The organism is Sulfolobales archaeon, assembly GCA_038897115.1.
Taxonomy (GTDB): domain Archaea; phylum Thermoproteota; class Thermoprotei_A; order Sulfolobales; family AG1; genus AG1.
The window spans coordinates 1-16556 of the sequence record JAWAXC010000050.1 but is presented as its reverse complement, the minus strand read 5'-3'; the positions used below and the strand labels follow the sequence as shown (position 1 = coordinate 16556).

Below are 16556 nucleotides of genomic sequence, written 5' to 3'. Positions count from 1 at the left end.
GTTGGTGGCTATCTATCCCTCAGGCTTATACAGATTATGAGGAGGCATCTCAACGGTGTTACAAGGGAGGAGGCCTATAGAACCTTTAAATTCCTGAGCCCCTACCTAGCACTTGTTTTCATAGCGATGTTCATAGATAGGTTGCTAGCTATATAGCATTGAAAACCTAGATCCTCGTTACATGGATCCTATCGCCAACAGAGATCCTTATCCTCGTAACGCTCTTAACAGCTGGTATAGCAACGTTATATATCGGAACCCCGCTGATTTCCGCGCTGTGAACCACAGAGGCGTGGGCGTGGCCATGGATCACGAGATCTGGTTTAACCTCGCTGATAACCCTTTCAAATCCTCTGTGGCATAGGTAGGGATATGTTGAGATGGGTTCGCCCTTCAGCGTCTTGGTTGTTGGGGCGTAGTGCATTAGGAGGATCAAGACGCTGCAGATCTGCCTCAACCTAGCAAGGTTCTCATATGCAATAGCAACCCTTTTCTCGAAGATCTCCGCTATGTTTGGCATATTCCTCCTCTGCCAGTTCGTGGGCTTCTCAAGAGACCCTCTTGTACCATATACACAGACCTTGACACCCCCTATCTCGCCCTCCCATGCCTCGTCGTCAAGCCATCTCACATTGCTATAGACCTCCCTAAGGATCTTTATCTTCTCAACATACTCCTCATTCCCAAAAACAGATATGATCTCGACACCTGGGAATCTCGAGTATATGAAGTCGAGCAGGGGCTTTAGAGATCCGACATCCCCCTTATCAATCATATCACCCCCGAAGAGAATGAGATCTGGTCTGTAGTTGAGAAGGGATTTTAGAGAGGATATTAGAAGGGGTAGATATCTCGGTGAGTGGACATCGCTTACAGCCATAATCTCTATCGTAGCTGTCATGGCCCCCAACATCTATTGGTCATAGGCATATTAATCTGCTTATAAGGCGAGACACGTTCTACTAGATGGTGGTTCTAGATACCGCTCATGATGATCGGTGCCAATGCTAAGGGGCATGAGGGGTGGAGGAGATATAGATGCGCCATATGCGCCACAACCCTTTACGTAGGGGATACAACTATCTATATATGCCCCAAATGCGGCCAGACAAGAGGATCTAGGTTCTGCGTGGCATGTGCAAGGAGAACCCACTATAGGTGCCCATACTGTGGCTCAGAGCTCAGAGTCTATATCTAGAGAGCCATCTATAATAGAGTTTGAGGATGGGTACTGGGCCTCCATAGTCCCCGAGGATAGATACTCGATTATCTCCACAGATATACCCCCGATCCTCTGCTCCATGGGTGGGGATGAATGCTTCTTCGAAGCCCACGAGCTTGGGGAGGAGATCCTCAGGAGGATCTCTGAGATCCTTGGGGTGGGGGTTCTAAGGGGTATCATGATCTGTACTAGGGTTCTTGGCAAATGCGTTGGGATCAATGTAAAGCTCTTCCTACCCCTCGGTGCAGAGAAAGCCATAGAGATCTTTAAAAGGGCTAGGATAGATCTATTCAGGCTCTTGGCAGATGTCTATGGACCCTATACTCGCTAGAATCCTCGAGAGGGTTTTAAACCCCCTCGAAGGCGGTGAATGCGGATCCCCGGAATACGATGCATCCGTGGCTGTGATCTATGAGGAGCCAAGCAGATCTATAGTCCTTGTGGAGAGGGTCGAGAGACCAGGGGATCCCTGGTCTGGCCACATAGCATTCCCAGGAGGCTTTAGAAAGCCTGGGGAGGATAGCTATGAGACCGCTGTTAGAGAGGCTTGGGAGGAGATCCACGTAGATCTTAGGAGGGCTTTCCACCTAGGCGATATAGGTATTTGGATCACAAGGGGCTCTACAAGGGTTATACCCCATATATTTATATCAAGGGAAACCCTAGAGCCAAGCCCTGGGGAGGAGGTTGCAAGGGTTATAAAAGTAGGGATCAGCTATATTGAGAGGGTCGAGTGCCCCAAGGATATCTCGAGACCGCCATGCTTCAGAACACCATATACAGGGGATAAGGTTATATGGGGGCTAACGGCTAGAATTATTGAGTGGCTGATGATGCACGAGCGATCTGAGGGATGATGTTGGGGATAGGCTGATATATAACAGAAATACCTGTAAAAACAACTTTTATAGTGCTTAGAGATTTATTAGCTTATTCATAGAATATTATAAATAGGGCTAGGTGATGACATGTCAGAAGGAAATCTCAATGTTAGCTCGAGGCTTGGTAGAGAGATGATATATGCTGCACAATATCTAATTGAAAACGCATTCTTCGACGATCTGAGAAAACTTGCAAAAGCCCTTGGGAAGGAATATGTTGCAACAGACCTCCTAGTCAGAAGAATCATTGAAAGGGATTTCCTAGCAATGGGTTTCTCACCATATAAAATGAATCTAGATAGATATACAATAATAGCAACCCTTAAGGAGATGCCAAAAGACGAGGCTGAGTTTAGAAGGCTAGTCGATTCACTACCCTATAACCCCTGGCTAAGATACGCAGGGATCCAGGCTATACCCAAGAAAACATTCATACTAACATATCTAGTACCAGCGGAAAGCAAGGTAGAGAATATATTAGCTGAGATAGAATCCCACCCAGCGATAGACAAGGAGAAAGGGGTTGAGGGATATAAATTCGAATACTCATTCTATACAAAGCCAATGCGATTCAGCGAATGGTTTAGAAAAGGCGTAATAAGAACAATGACAGAAGCCAGGCATATGATAGAGGATATGGTGGAGAAGAAGATAGCATTAGAGCTGAGAGAGTTCGTGGGAAGAAGAGAAGATCCGTTGGACGTTGAAGATGTAGTCATAATGTCAGTACTAGAATATAAATATGTGGTGACACCAACATGGGTATATAGAATCAGAGGACTAGCAAGGCTAGGGACATCAACTGTTAAATATCACTTCAAAAGACATATAAAGAACAGATACTACCTAGGGATATATCTAAAAAGACCACCAAACCCAGAGGTGCTCGATACAGTAGCAGTCATAATTGCAAAGGGAAAAGGGGTAGAATATCTGGCATATAAGCTAAGCAGAACACCATATGCACTAGCATTTTGCAACTATGATGAGCACGTATGCTTTATACAAATGTTCTGCAAAGAACAAGACCTAAGCTTCATAGACAAACTCCTAAGCACACAGGGCTTCTCAATAGATAAGGTGATAATAACATTCAAAAGAAACGAACCACCCAGATTCCACGAGAGAAGAACACTCTCATTTCTAACATACGCAATAAATGCTAAGAAGTGGTACAAGCTAGATCAAGCCCTTAAATATGGCGATCTGGCTGCAGCAAGAATTATCAAAAAATATATCAAAATTAATAGAGTACCTAAGGAAAATATTTATATACCGGAAAATGTAGATATTGAAGCTAAACAGATTGAATAGATTTAAAAAATTATCCCATAGTCCAATTGTTGGGGTCTCTGAAATATGTTTTATATTTTCTCTCGAGACTCTTAACTCTCTTTGCTTTTGTTACCCTTAGTACTTGTATTTCCATTTGATTTCACCGCCCAATGTTTGAAATGTTTTGTTAGAGTTTTTTATTTGGTTGTTCTGTTGTTGGTGAGGGTTATATTTTTGTTTTCTTTATAACCCTTATTTCCTCTATTGCTGTTTCTGGGTATTGTCCTTGTTGGTCTTTCTCATATTCTTTTACCATGTCCCATATTGTTATTAGTGTTGTTGCTACTGCTGTTATTGCTTCTATCTCTACCCCTGTTTTATATGTTGTTTTAACTCTTGCTCTCGCCTCTATTGTTTCTTCTCCTATTTCTATCTCGATTTCTGTGTTTGTTATTGGTATTGGGTGTGTTAGTGGTATTAGCTCTGGTGTTTTCTTCGCTGCTAGTATTCCTGCTATCTTTGCTGTTGTTATTACGTCTCCCTTTCTTATCTCTCCTCTTTTTATCCTCTCTATTGTTTCTCTTCTAAGCCTGATCCTCCCTATCGCCTCTGCCTCTCTATATGTGTCCTGCTTATGTGTTATATCTATCATAGCCATCTTCTCACCCCTGGGTTATTAGGCTCTTCAATATTCTTATCCTTGTATCGCTCCACACAACCCTGTAGATCCTCATCCTCCCCAGTCTAACCTCTTCCACAAGCCCCATCCTAGCTAGATCTTCTAGGTATTTCCTCGCAACAGCCTGGTGAACCCTTGCCTCTCTAGAGATCCTGGTTATATTTGCCTCTCCAACCTCTAGCAGGTATCTAAGAATCCTTATCCTCGCCCTGCTCCCTAGGAGGCTCTCTATGTCAAGTCCTCCTACCATTCATCCTAACCCTTATAAGCTCGTCCACCCTCTTCTCCAGAGGATCTAGAGGTGCTCCTCCAATACCTACGAGGGTTGTTCTACCCCTCATACCCTTCCCACTAGGCCTCGCCTCTATAATGCCCATTCTCCTCATATTTATAACATATTCGTAGAACTGTGTATGTCTCCTAGGCTGCTCACCATAGATCCCACATACATCTCTATACTCCCTCTCCATAGCACCCATGGTTATATATGGCGTCTGAGCCTTCCTAAGACCCCTTATAAGGGCTTTCAGGGCTAGGAGCTCGTGGAGGCTTAGATATTGAAGAGCATCCGAGATCGTGACAATGTCAGGGGCTACAAGACCCCTAGCCCTTCTAACATGCTCTATAGACACTACCTGGGAACCCTCTGAATCAGCTGCCTCACCAGCTAGAAGGAGGGTCTCTATAGCTGCTCTAGCATTTCCAGAACCCCCTCTATCTATGCCCTCGAGATCAGCTATATAGCCTATAACATCATCCCCAACAGTTCCTGGGTGGAATGCCTCATCCCTCCTCTGCCTCAGAATATCCCTCAGCTCACCAGATCTATATGGCTCGAACTCAACAACATATCTAGTTACATAGCTATATGTCGCAGAATCTATCTTAGATAGGTTTGAAAGACTCCTCATAACCAGTATATAGCTTATCCTCTTATGCATCTCTGGATGCTCATCATAGATCCTCATTAGGAAGTAGACAGCATCGCTCCCAGCAACATCTACGAAGTAGTCGAACTCGTCAAGGGTTACTAGTAGATATGCCCTCTGCCTATCTATATATTGATGCATATAGCTAAAGATCTCATGTGGTGAGAAACCCCTATGGGATATAGGGACATCAGCCTGCCTAGCCATCTCAGATACAACCTCGTATAGGCTTCTATCCCTATGGCAGTTTATATGGACATACCTAAGATCTATACCCCTCCTCCTAGCAATAGATCTAAGCTCCATACCAAAGAGCCTCGTAGTAACAGTCTTACCAGTACCAACACCCCCAACAACAACGGCCTTAACACTCGCCTCGCCAGGACTGGAAACAAGGATTCTAAAGATCTCTGCAAGCCTTCTAAGCTGCCTCTCCCTATGGGGCAGGCTAGGCGGTATATACTCTGGATATAGAGCCTCCTTCTTCTTAAACACAGTAGGCTTTACAAATGCCTCCTCTATAATCCTCCTAGCACTCTCCAGAACGCCCCCAGATAGTGATCTCCTTGCAGAGTTATATTAAATAGAGGTCGGCAAAACTTTCGCCAAATCCTTGTGAGAGGCTCACCCCCGTAATACCTAGCCTATCTATTATAATGAGATCATGGGTGGGGAGGTATATTCCAAAACATGGGTATTATAGATACACAGGTAGATCTATGTGTATATTTGTACACAAAATGTTTTTAAGGTGTATAGATGAATATCTTGGGAGCCTTGTCATCAGGTAGTAAGAGGTTCGTACCAGTTTCCGAAGGTATAATCAGGGAGGCTATGAGGATCTCTGAGAGGAGTGGTATACCACTTAGAGACCTAATAGAGAAGATCCTAGAGACTATAGTTGGATATATGAGGTATAAACCAAACCTCCTAGAAGTGATCCACCTCCTAGACTCGCTAGAGGATCTCAGGAGGATCGGTTGCGTCATGCTCCCACAGGGTATTGTTAAGAAGATACTATCTAAGATCTCTGAGGAGGACTTCAGAGAGATCCTAGAGGAGCTGGGCAAAGCAGCCTCGTGGTATGGTGTTGTGGCAAAGGCTAAGAGGGGATCGAGTATAGATGATATACAAACAGCCCTCCAGATATGGATGCCGAATATAGAGATCCACGTTGGCGCTATAGATGGGAAGCCCGGTAGATATAAGCTTGTCATATCACCGCCGATACATATGATACAAGATTCATCTACATCGGAGAGAATGGCCCTCATACTAGAGACAATAGCTAGAAATATAGTTAGCTCTATGGGAGGCTCGATCGAGGCCTCCACAAACTCCAACGGAATAGTATCGATGGTGATCACAATTGGTTAGCAGGAGAACAGTTGGGATAGATAGGGATATAATGGAGAAGCTGAAGGAGATAGCTAGGAAGAGGGGTATGGGGATCTCTCCATACCTTAGAAAGCTGATCCAAGAGGCTCTTGAGCTAGAGAAGATGGGCTACTACGCCCCGAGAGCCTTGAAGGAGAGGAGGATCGAGGTTATGCTAGAGATGTTCAACTTCGGCTACATACCCCTCGAGATAACATCTAACCCAGGGACAGATGCTAGGTCATATGGGAAGAGGCTGGGGGAGATGATAAAGGAGATCGGGGGCGATGTATACTCAGTCATAGAGTATCTAGGGCAGATGCATAAGATAGCTATAGTCCAGGATGACAAGATAACAGTGTTAACACCGGTTGGGGTTGAGAATGGCCTCGATAGAAGGGCCCTCATAGCAGAGATCCTCAAGGGGATGGCTGAGGGTGCAAAACTACCGATCAAGGAGAGCGGGAGCACAGCTGTGATAGAGATGCCCAGGGAGATGAAGGAGGAGCTGAGGAGAAGGGCTGAGGATGAGATAATCCGTCCAAGGGGTAGGAGGGGTGTATAGCTATCTCGTATAGAGGGCGTTGAAGAATAGCTTGAAGGTTCCATGTGTCTGGGCTCTGAAGATCGGTCTGAATCCATATATAATAGCCCTCCCCCTACCAAGCCTAGCCTCTATAAGGGCTGGCTTCCTGCTCAATATATTCTCACCTATTAGCCAGCCACTCCTAAGAATATCCCTCTCCGGATATGTGACCACAGCGACATAGTCCTCGTTATTATGGGTTGGGATTATCTCTAGAACAGGTCTATCCACCAGCATTATATATGCAACCCTTGGCATGCCATATCCAAGGGGGTGTGTATTATCTACCAAGGCTTTAAGCATAGATCCTGGGCAGAAGAACTGCCTGGTATCTGTGATCTCCTCCGTGAGATCCCTTATAGCAAGTCCAAGACCTTTATAGGCTAGCTCCGAAGCACCTCCCATCATGAGGATCGAGCCTCCGCTCTCTGCAAACTCTCTAAGCCTCTGTATCCCCTCCTTACCAAATCCACTTCTATACTCCGGCGGATATGGTGGGAGCTTGAATGGCCTTTTAAGCCTCTTACTCATCTCCTCCTCAATATTCTCACCAGTCATCATTGGTAGGGCATCGTCTGGGAATACTATGATGTCTACCAGCTCCCCCAGCTTCCCACTCCTTATCTCTGCATCCCTTATAACCCTATATGGGAAGCCATAGGTGTCGAAGATATATCTAGTCCAGCCCTCCTCCATGTTGCCCCCGTAATACCTCTGATAGATCCCTATTCTGAGGTGTCTGACCTCATAGTGATCTCCATAGATCGATAGCAGATCTTCTGAAACACCTATAGGCTGAACACCTAGCTCGGCGGATACCTGCTTTAGAATATCGAACGCCCTATCGCTATCCTCAACATAGAATGCACCGGGTGGGAGGCTAACACCCCTGAGATCTATTTCAACTCTGAATCTCCATACCCTCACACCGCTTGTGAGGAGCTTATTCACAAGCCTATATGAATCGTTTAGCCTCGGATCTATCAGATACCCCCTAGACCTCTCGATATAAACACTAGGGATTGGTGGGGATGATATGGCCTCTAGATCCGCTTTAAATGGTGTGTTAACCTCATATACATCAACACCCATGAAATCTGCAACAGTATCTGTGGCTATGTCGTAGGGCCTTATAGGCTTCCCCTCCTTATCCCTCGTAACATCTATATCTGGGTATAGATATCTCTCTAGAAGCCTCTTGGCGAGGGGTCTTCTAGGCTGTGATAATGGGACTACGAAGCTCCCCTCAGGATAGATCGTAGATCCGATCTTCAAAGGCTCCCTAGCTCTGTACACCTTTATCCCAAGCTTTAGAAGCAGATCTATTAGCTTAAGCGTTGTAAGGGGATCATGACCATCTGGGGGAATTATAAAGGCATAGGGAGGCTCTCTAGAGCCCCTCTCAATATTCCTCAGAGCCTTTAGATAGGAGTTTCTGAGAAACATCTCCTTGTTAGAGGCAACAGCGCTTAGTATCGCTATCGTTGAGATCAGCTGCTGCCTAATAATATCGCTTAGCCTCCACCAACCACCTGGCCATGGATTTGGATAGTTCATATAAGGCCTATCAGCTAGCCTACCCCTCCCATATCCCCTCAGCTGGTGTGGGTGGATATATATTGGAGATGCGATCTTAACAGATGCTGATTCTGTTAGAATACCAACTATGTTCATGAAATAGGCTATAGTCTGGAATGCAGAGACAAAATCAGGCGTGAATGGAGCCCCTGTCTCAACACCTCTAATACCCTCCATCTCAAGCCTGGTTGCCGCATATGTCCCTAGGAACTGCGCCTCCCTCCAGGTTATAGGATCTACATCGGGGTATATGGGATCCATCTCAGGGGATATGAAGAACCTTGCTCCATAGCTCCCCATCTGATGATGATCTATATATACCTGTGGGCACCAATCATGATAAGCTATCTTAGCGAAATACCTGCTCTCAACCAGGTTTAACATATATGCATCCCTATTATTATCATGCCCACAGTAGCTGTGATATAGCCAGGGTAGAGGTGTCCCCTCATACTCTGTGCCGAGGTACTTGTTATAGTAGTCAACAACCATCACCTGCCCATCTGGGTTGAAGGATGGGAATAATATGGTTACCACGTTATCCAAGATCCTCATGATCTCCGGGTCGTTCGAGGATGCGAGGGTATAGAGAAGCTCTATACTCATCTGAGTCCCTCCAACCTCGGTTGCATGTATACTATTGGTGATCACAACAACAGCTTTACCCTCGCTAACAAGCCTCTCAAGCTCCCCCTTATCAAGGGGTTTCTCGGGGTTTGCTAGTAGACATGAGATCTCCCTGATCCTCTCTAGGTTCCTGAGATTCTCTGGCGAGGATATATATGCCACGATAAAGCTATTGCCCCCAGGTGTTTTGCCCAGCTCAACAACCTTAACCCTATCACTCTCGGAGGCGACTTTGAAGAAGTACTCAACAATCCTATCCCATCTAGCTAGCTTCCTATCCTCCCCAATCTTGAAGCCGAAGAACTCCTCTGGCCTGGTTACCAGGGATCTCACCTAGGATGAATAGTATGGGGGATATTAATTGATTATCTATAGCTCCTACAGATCTACTAGTAAGGGTGGTTAGCTAAGGTTCTTACTAAGCACATCAGCGAGTCTCTTATAATATAGATTCACAGCTCTCACATCCTCGCTTATAGTTTCCACCGTTACATAGCCGTTGATCTCTAGGTATAAGAGGAGAGATAGAAAATCCTTATACGATATATCGAACGTCTTTCTCAGATGCTCATATAGCTCTCTATCCTTCATAGCCCCCCCTCTCTCCATTAAGATCTCAATAGCCTTTCTAGCTGCCATATGCCTGGAATACGATCCCACAGAACCACCCCGGGGTTTTAATAAGATAAAAGATGTTGTTATGCTAGGCATATATGGGCGGGGTCATAACCTGCTTTGGTAGCCTCTGCTTGAACCTATCCCTCCAGCTCTCGTAGAACCGGATCATCTCCTCCGATAGCGAGGGTCTCACCTTAGCCAGCGCCTGTAGGAAGTGCCTCATATGGACCCTCGAAGCAGATAGATCCTCTCTGAGCGCGAATAATGCTGCCTCTCTAACAAGGGCTGCGAGATCCGCTCCCACATAGCCCTCTGTAGCCCTCGCTATATACTCTAGATCCACATCCTCTGCTAGAGGCATTTTCCTAGTATGTACCTTCAGAATCTCTAGCCTAGCCTTCATATCAGGTGGAGGAACATAGATCACCTTATCAAGCCTCCCAGGCCTTAGAAGAGCGGGATCTATAAGATCCGGTCTGTTGGTAGCACCTATAACCACTACGTTATTGAGCTTCTCAATCCCATCTATCTCTGTTAATAGCTGGCTAACTATCCTCTCAGTAACATGGGTACCCTCATCAACAGAGCCTCTATGGGGTACTATCGAGTCTATCTCGTCGAATAGTATTACCGTTGGCGCGTATATCCTTGCCTTCCTAAATATCTCCCTAATAGCCCTCTCACTCTCACCAACCCATTTACTCAGGATCTCAGGACCCCTTACAGATATGAAGTTAGCACCGCTCTCGGTAGCAACAGCCTTTGCTAATAGTGTTTTACCAACACCTGGTGGGCCGTAGAGAAGTATACCCTTAGGAGGCTCTATACCAAGCCTCCTAAAGGCATCAGGGTATTTAAGGGGCCACTCAACGGCTTCTCTAAGCTCCTGCTTAACCTCCTCAAGACCCCCTATATCGCTCCACCTAACCTCCGGGATCTCGACATAGACTTCTCTGAAGCCGCTTGGTATTATCTCTTTAAAAGCCTCTAGGAAGTCCTGCTGTGTTACATACATAGACTCCAGGATCTCTGGGTCTATGGTATCGCTCTGCCAATCGATCTTGGGGAGATATCTTCTTAGAGCCCGTAGAGCTGCCTCCTTAACCAGAGCTGCTAGATCAGCACCTGTATAGCCATGGGTTATCTCAGCTATCTTCTTGAGATCCACATCCTCTGCTAGAGGCATGTTCCTAGTATGGATCATAAGTATCTCTAGCCTCCCCTGCTTATCTGGAAGAGGTATCTCTATCTCCCTATCAAACCTCCCAGGCCTCCTAAGAGCCGGATCTATAGCGTGTGGCCTGTTAGTAGCGCCTATAACTATCACATCACCTCTCCCCTTCAGCCCATCCATAAGTGTTAGGAGCTGTGCAACAACCCTCCTCTCAACCTCACCCATAACCTCATCTCTCTTTGGCGCTATAGCGTCTATCTCATCTATAAATATTATTGCGGGAGCGTTCTTCTGAGCCTCCTCAAAGATCTCTCTAAGCCTCTGCTCACTCTCACCATAGAACTTACTCATAATCTCAGGACCATTGATAGCTATGAAGTGGGCGTTAGCCTCATTAGCTATAGCCTTTGCTAATAATGTTTTACCAACACCTGGTGGGCCGTAGAGAAGTATACCCTTAGGAGGCTCTATACCAAGCCTCCTAAAGATCTCTGGGTGCTTTAGTGGAAGCTCTATGAGCTCCCTAACCTTCTCAATTATATGTCCTAGACCCCCTATATCGTCATACGTTACCCTCGAAACCTTTATATTGCTTACAGGCTTATCCAGTATATATAGCTGTGTATCCTTTGTAACAATCACAACACCTGAGGGTCTTGTCTGGACAACCACAAATGGCATGGGCTGGCCTAGGAGGGGCACATACACTATATCCCCCTCCACTAATGGCATCTCCTCAAGCCTCTTCTTAACATAGCTCACAAAGCTCGGCTCAATGCTTGTGAAAGTAACATTACTCTGGGCAGGGCCTATCCTGACCATCTGGGCATTCTTGGGAGAGGCTTTTCTAACTATAACCTTATCCCCTATTGAGATCCCGGCGTTCTTCCTCACAATAGCATCCATCCTAATCACATCAGGCTCATCCTCACCATAGCTAGGCCATGCTATTGCAGCTGTTTTCTTCCTACCCTCTATCTCAACCACATCCCCAGGGTTGATCCCGAGCTCTTTCATCACACTTATATCGATCTTAACCTTGATCTTACTATTATCCTTCACCTTAAGCTCAGCAACCCTTAGATATACCTCCTTCCTCCTCCTAACACCAGGCCCCTGGCCCTGCCCCTCACCAGAGCTACCCCCAGGACCTGGGGAACCAGGTCCGGAGGGGGTCTCAACACCACTCATGCTACCACTTCTCCACTACTTCTCTTATTGTATAAGCGGTTAAAGGTTAATAATGATTAAGCTTGCACCACATTCTAGATCTCCAGGGAATAGTGCTCAAAACATTTTATAGATGAGCCCTCACAGATATGCATAGTAATTAAAGGCATATATATTATCTACGCATCATCCCACACCAAGAGTATTTATCAGATGGCTTAGCATGTTAGAGCAGCTCCTCCAACCCCTCCTTCCTCCTCCTAGACTCGAGCTCCTCGGGGGTCCCTCTAGCAACGATCTCGTATAGCACTGCCTGCTTACCCTCCTTAGGCCTTAGAAGCCTCCCAAGCCTCTGTATAAACTGTCTCTTCGAGCCTGTGCCAGCAACTATGATCCCGACATTCGCATCTGGAATATCTATCCCCTCATCACCCACAGTCGTTAGCACCAAAACCCTCTCCAAGCCTTCTCTGAAGAGCTGGAAGTTCCTATCCCTCACCTTCTTATCAGTCTCCCCCGTTACCACGGGTGCTCCTAACACCTTTCCAAGCTCCTCAGCCTGATCTATATACTGGGTGAAAACAAGGATCTTAGAGCCCTTCTGGAGCTCCCTCAACACTATCTCCTTCACCTTCTCAATCTTCCTCCTCGCATTATGGATCAGCTGTCTAAGCTCGCTCCTAACCTTCAGGGCCTCGGCAGCTAGCTCATCACCGTTTTTCGCAGCTCTAACAAGCTCCTCAAACTCCATACCCCTTGAAAGCTCTCTATACTTCTTCCTCAGCTCCTCAAACTTCTTCCTCTCATCAGGAGTTAGATCTACTTTTATGGTTTCTATCCTATAGGGAGATAGATAGCCCGCCTCAACAAGCTCCTGAGGGGATTTATGATATATAACACCGCCCATGAGTGGGAAGAGCTCCTCATGCCTCCCATCCTCCCTCGTAACAGTTGCTGAGAGCCCAAGCCTATATGGCGAGAACATACCCAGAGCTATTGCCCTGAACTTATCAGCTGGCAGGTGGTGAACCTCATCCACTATCAAGAGCTGGAAGTACTGGGATAGCTTCTCAATATGTCTAAATGCAGTTTGATATGTAGATATTGTTATTGGGGCTATCCTCTTCTCATCAGAGTAGAAAAGCCCTATAATCCCAGGGGATATCGAGCAACCCTTTATAAAATGATCTCTCCACTGCCTCATCTGCTCCCTAGTAAATGCTACCACAAGGGTCCATACAGGCTTTCTAACAACAGCCGCGATACCAACAACGGTTTTTCCAGAGCCTGTGGGGAGCGATACTATGCCTCTATAGCTATTCGATACCCATGTAGACACCGCCTCCTCTTGATAGTCCCTGAGCTTTATAGATAGGGTTGGCTTTATAGGTAGATATTTATCTACAGCAAACCCCGTCTGATCCTCAACATAGACTCCTTTGGATATCAAGTACTCCTTGATCCTCTGGTAATAAGCTGGATATGATGTGAATATCTTCCTAGACCTATCATATCTCAGAAGAGGCCTTATACCCTCTATAACATCCCCTAGATAGCCCCTAGGCTCTATAACAAGACTCGACCCCTGACCCCTCAAAACAACCCTAACAGACTGCTTGGAAAGCACATCCCTTATAAACCTCTTTATATCCTCAAGCTCCTTCTCAGACACCCCAGGGCTAACCCTTCTAATAAGCTCACCAACATACTCCTCATCATACCCCTTCTCAGCGATCTTCGATGGGTTTAGGGCGAAGAGAGAACCGCTGGACGGGGTTCTGCCTAGGTAGTCTGCAACCTCCAATAACTCCCTAAACTCCTCTTCATCAAGCCACTTTCTAACATAGAATGTAGGTCTTCTACCCTCTTCCAAGTGATGCTCCAGACCATTATATTAAACCCCAGGCAGATATTAAAACACAGCCACCTACCACTTCTACGATCTTGGATATCAAGCTCCCCAATCATAGAAATTCGAGAGCATCTATATCTGAATGCATTGCCTCTAGGATAGAGAGGGATCAGATCAGAGTATGGGTTACTCCATAAAGTTGGGGGTAGAGGGTGTTGAGAGGCATAATCATTGTGAATTATATGTATGTGATCATAAATATTTATAGGCGGTATATCTATTGCTCTGCATGGTCTGTGATCAGCAGAGGATGATCTATATCGATGGGGATGTTGTTGATATAAGAAGGGGTATGATCCTTGTTAGGAACATGGTACTCGGACTCATCTCCCTAGGCACTGGCAACCCCTGTGAGGCTTTGAAGAGAGGATCTATCATAGCGATTGGCAGGGTTATAGAGGCTCCCACTAGGGTTGGTGTTGAGCTTGTTGGGAAGACGATCTTCTACCTACCCCATATATATGGGGAGATGATATGTGGCTTCTCAGAGGGAGATCCCTCAGAGGCTATAGAGGTCACAGCCCCAGGCTTTATAGGCTCTCGAGGGCTTATATCATTCGAAGCATCCCTAGCCCTGAAATATGCTAGCAGGGCCGGGGCTAGCCCTCTGGTAATGGGGGGAGGCTTTTTACCCCATCTAGCCCTCTATACTCTCCAGCTGAGCGGTGTTAGAGGCTATACGATCGAGAGGGTGTTCAGAGGTGTTGATGCGATCAATCTAAATGCTGAGAACGCTGTTGGGAGGAGATATAGCAGTGTATATATAGCAGGGCTTCTAAGCGATGCTGAGAAGAGAGTCCTAGAGACGCTCTCTATAGCTGGTGGCTTGAAAATCTATATCCACCCCCTTCTGAAGAGCGAGAGGATCTATATCCCGATAGGGGATCGAATATATACAAGGGTGCTCAGATACTCAACCCCATCGCCAAGAGCATTCGAGATTGCATCGAGATTTGTAAAGATTGCTAGAGGGTATAGCTATGTCGAGGCCTCCACCGATGAGGAGCCCCCTGCAATGGGGGATTTTATAGTTATCTCGATACAAAAAACCTGAGGATCTATTTAAGGGATGGAGCCCATATACCCTTCTCCCTTATAATTCTCTTAGAAGTCTCATAGCCAGCGTCAGCATGTCTCACAACCCCTATCCCAGGATCTACTGTTAATACCCTCTCAGCCCTTAGATCGCTTTCCCTCGAGCCATCGAGAACCAGCCCTAAACCTGCATGGATGCTATAGCCTATCCCAACTCCACCGCCATGGTGTACACAAACCCATGTTGCACCAGCAGCTGTGTTTAGAAGGGCATTTAGTATGGGCCAATCAGCTATAGCGTCTGATCCGTCTAGCATGCCCTCCGTCTCTCTATATGGAGATGCCACAGACCCTGTATCTAGATGATCTCTGCCAATCCATATAGGGCCTATCACACCTCTTCTAACCAGTTCATTTATCCTCAGACCAAAAGCGGATCTCTCTCCATATCCTAGCCAGACAACCCTAGATGGGAGTCCCTGGAACTTCACATATCTCCTCGCATTCTCAACCCACCTCACAAGTCTTCTATTATGTTTAAACATCTCTATAACCTCATCATCGAGGATCTCTATATCTTTAGGATCTCCTGTGAGGGATGCCCATCTAAATGGTCCTCTCCCTTCCTCGAACATAGGTCTTATATATGCCTGTACAAAGCCTGGGAATGAGAATGCCTCTTTATAGCCTGCCTCATAAGCCATCCTCCTTATATTATTACCATATTCAAAGACAACAGCCCCCCTCCTCATAAAGCCCACCATAGCCTCCACCTGCTTCCTCATACTCTCCAGGCTCATCCTCCTATACCTCTCGGGATCCCTGGATCTAAGCTCCTGAGCCTCTTCAAGTGCCAACCCTGACGGGATATAGCTGAGAGGGTCATGGGCGGGCGTCTGATCCGTTACAACTGAGATCCTAACTCCTCTCCTAAGCATCTCGGGGTATATATCTGCAGCGTTGCCTAGAAGCCCTATAGAATATCCCTCACCCCTCTCAGCATATCTCTCCGCCATATCTATAGCCTTATCAATGCTATCAGTCCATGTATCGAGGTATCCAAATCTCATCCTCCTCTCAATCATCCTCTTATCAACCTCAACAACAATTGCAACACCGCCGTTCATCTTAACAGCTAGTGGTTGCGCACCACCCATCTCCCCAAGCCCTGCTGTGAGGACTATCCTCCCCTGGAGAGATCCTCCGAAGTGTTTCTCAGCAACATATGCAAATGTCTCATAAGTACCCTGGAGAATCCCTTGCGTCCCTATATATGCCCAGCACCCAGCGGTCATCTGGCCATACATCGTGAGGCCCCTCCTCTCGAGCTCTAGGAAGTAATCCCAGTCAGCCCATTTGGGGACTAGAAGGGCATTGGCCATAACGATTCTCGGGGCGAGCCTATGTGTTGTGAAGACAGCAACAGGCTTGCCACTCTGGATCACAAGTGTGTCATCGCTTCTCATTGTTAGAAGCGTGTTAACTATATCCTC

Annotated in this window: 16 protein-coding genes; 7 read left to right on the top strand and 9 right to left on the bottom strand. The window is 46.3% G+C overall.

Going from position 1 to position 16556, the window contains the following annotated elements; genetic code table 11:
- Window positions 1–166 precede the first annotated feature (166 nt).
- Window positions 167–901, bottom strand: coding sequence for a metallophosphoesterase (locus tag QXE01_07565; protein ID MEM4971090.1), 735 nt, complete (start codon window positions 899–901; stop codon window positions 167–169).
- A gap of 87 nt (window positions 902–988) precedes the next feature.
- Here QXE01_07565 and QXE01_07560 point away from each other — a divergent pair, with 87 nt between their 5' ends.
- The 4 genes from QXE01_07560 to QXE01_07545 all read left to right on the top strand — a co-directional run bounded on the left by QXE01_07560 (window position 989) and on the right by QXE01_07545 (window position 3417).
- Window positions 989–1198 carry a hypothetical protein gene (locus QXE01_07560; protein ID MEM4971089.1) on the top strand — a complete coding sequence of 70 codons (210 nt, stop codon included), beginning with the start codon at window positions 989–991 and terminating at the stop codon, window positions 1196–1198.
- Entirely contained in the window at window positions 1170–1553 is a 384-nt protein-coding gene (locus tag QXE01_07555; GenBank protein MEM4971088.1) for a hypothetical protein, read from the top strand. The genes QXE01_07560 and QXE01_07555 overlap by 29 nt, the downstream gene beginning before the upstream one ends.
- Window positions 1534–2079 carry an NUDIX domain-containing protein gene (locus tag QXE01_07550; GenBank protein MEM4971087.1) on the top strand — a complete coding sequence of 182 codons (546 nt, stop codon included), beginning with the start codon at window positions 1534–1536 and terminating at the stop codon, window positions 2077–2079. The genes QXE01_07555 and QXE01_07550 overlap by 20 nt, the downstream gene beginning before the upstream one ends.
- 111 nt (window positions 2080–2190) lie before the next feature.
- Entirely contained in the window at window positions 2191–3417 is a 1227-nt protein-coding gene (locus QXE01_07545) for a hypothetical protein (GenBank protein ID MEM4971086.1), read from the top strand.
- A gap of 187 nt (window positions 3418–3604) precedes the next feature.
- Here the strand turns inward: QXE01_07545 and moaC are convergent, their stop codons facing one another.
- From moaC to QXE01_07530, 3 genes are read right to left on the bottom strand one after another with little or no spacing between them, the layout of a single operon-like run.
- Window positions 3605–4030 (bottom strand): cyclic pyranopterin monophosphate synthase MoaC, encoded by a 426-nt coding sequence (gene moaC, locus QXE01_07540; GenBank protein ID MEM4971085.1) that lies wholly within the window; start codon window positions 4028–4030, stop codon window positions 3605–3607.
- A 10-nt stretch (window positions 4031–4040) separates the two neighbouring features.
- On the bottom strand, window positions 4041–4307 hold the full coding sequence (locus QXE01_07535; GenBank protein MEM4971084.1) for a winged helix-turn-helix domain-containing protein: 267 nt from the start codon (window positions 4305–4307) through the stop codon (window positions 4041–4043).
- Entirely contained in the window at window positions 4291–5481 is a 1191-nt protein-coding gene (locus QXE01_07530) for an ORC1-type DNA replication protein (protein MEM4971083.1), read from the bottom strand. Before QXE01_07530 ends, QXE01_07535 begins: the two co-directional genes overlap by 17 nt.
- A gap of 264 nt (window positions 5482–5745) precedes the next feature.
- Between QXE01_07530 and QXE01_07525 the strand changes: the two genes are divergently transcribed.
- Entirely contained in the window at window positions 5746–6363 is a 618-nt protein-coding gene (locus tag QXE01_07525) for a hypothetical protein (protein ID MEM4971082.1), read from the top strand.
- Complete coding sequence (locus QXE01_07520) at window positions 6356–6928, top strand: hypothetical protein (protein ID MEM4971081.1); 573 nt, start codon at window positions 6356–6358, stop codon at window positions 6926–6928. The genes QXE01_07525 and QXE01_07520 overlap by 8 nt, the downstream gene beginning before the upstream one ends.
- Here the strand turns inward: QXE01_07520 and QXE01_07515 are convergent, their stop codons facing one another.
- From QXE01_07515 to QXE01_07500, 4 genes are all read right to left on the bottom strand, one after another.
- Entirely contained in the window at window positions 6929–9487 is a 2559-nt protein-coding gene (locus tag QXE01_07515) for a M14 family metallopeptidase (protein MEM4971080.1), read from the bottom strand.
- Between the two features lie 69 nt (window positions 9488–9556).
- Window positions 9557–9814 (bottom strand): hypothetical protein, encoded by a 258-nt coding sequence (locus QXE01_07510; GenBank protein ID MEM4971079.1) that lies wholly within the window; start codon window positions 9812–9814, stop codon window positions 9557–9559.
- 43 nt (window positions 9815–9857) lie between these two features.
- Window positions 9858–12137, bottom strand: coding sequence for a CDC48 family AAA ATPase (locus tag QXE01_07505; protein MEM4971078.1), 2280 nt, complete (start codon window positions 12135–12137; stop codon window positions 9858–9860).
- A 205-nt stretch (window positions 12138–12342) separates the two neighbouring features.
- Window positions 12343–13989, bottom strand: a complete 1647-nt coding sequence (locus QXE01_07500; protein MEM4971077.1) for a DEAD/DEAH box helicase — start codon at window positions 13987–13989, stop codon at window positions 12343–12345.
- 259 nt (window positions 13990–14248) lie between these two features.
- Between QXE01_07500 and QXE01_07495 the strand changes: the two genes are divergently transcribed.
- The gene (locus QXE01_07495; protein ID MEM4971076.1) at window positions 14249–15082 is read left to right on the top strand and encodes a hypothetical protein; all 834 of its coding nucleotides are present in this window, start codon (window positions 14249–14251) and stop codon (window positions 15080–15082) included.
- Window positions 15083–15086: 4 nt separating this feature from the next.
- Here the strand turns inward: QXE01_07495 and hutU are convergent.
- A partial coding sequence (hutU, locus tag QXE01_07490; protein ID MEM4971075.1) for a urocanate hydratase occupies window positions 15087–16556 on the bottom strand: 1470 nt, incomplete at its 5' end.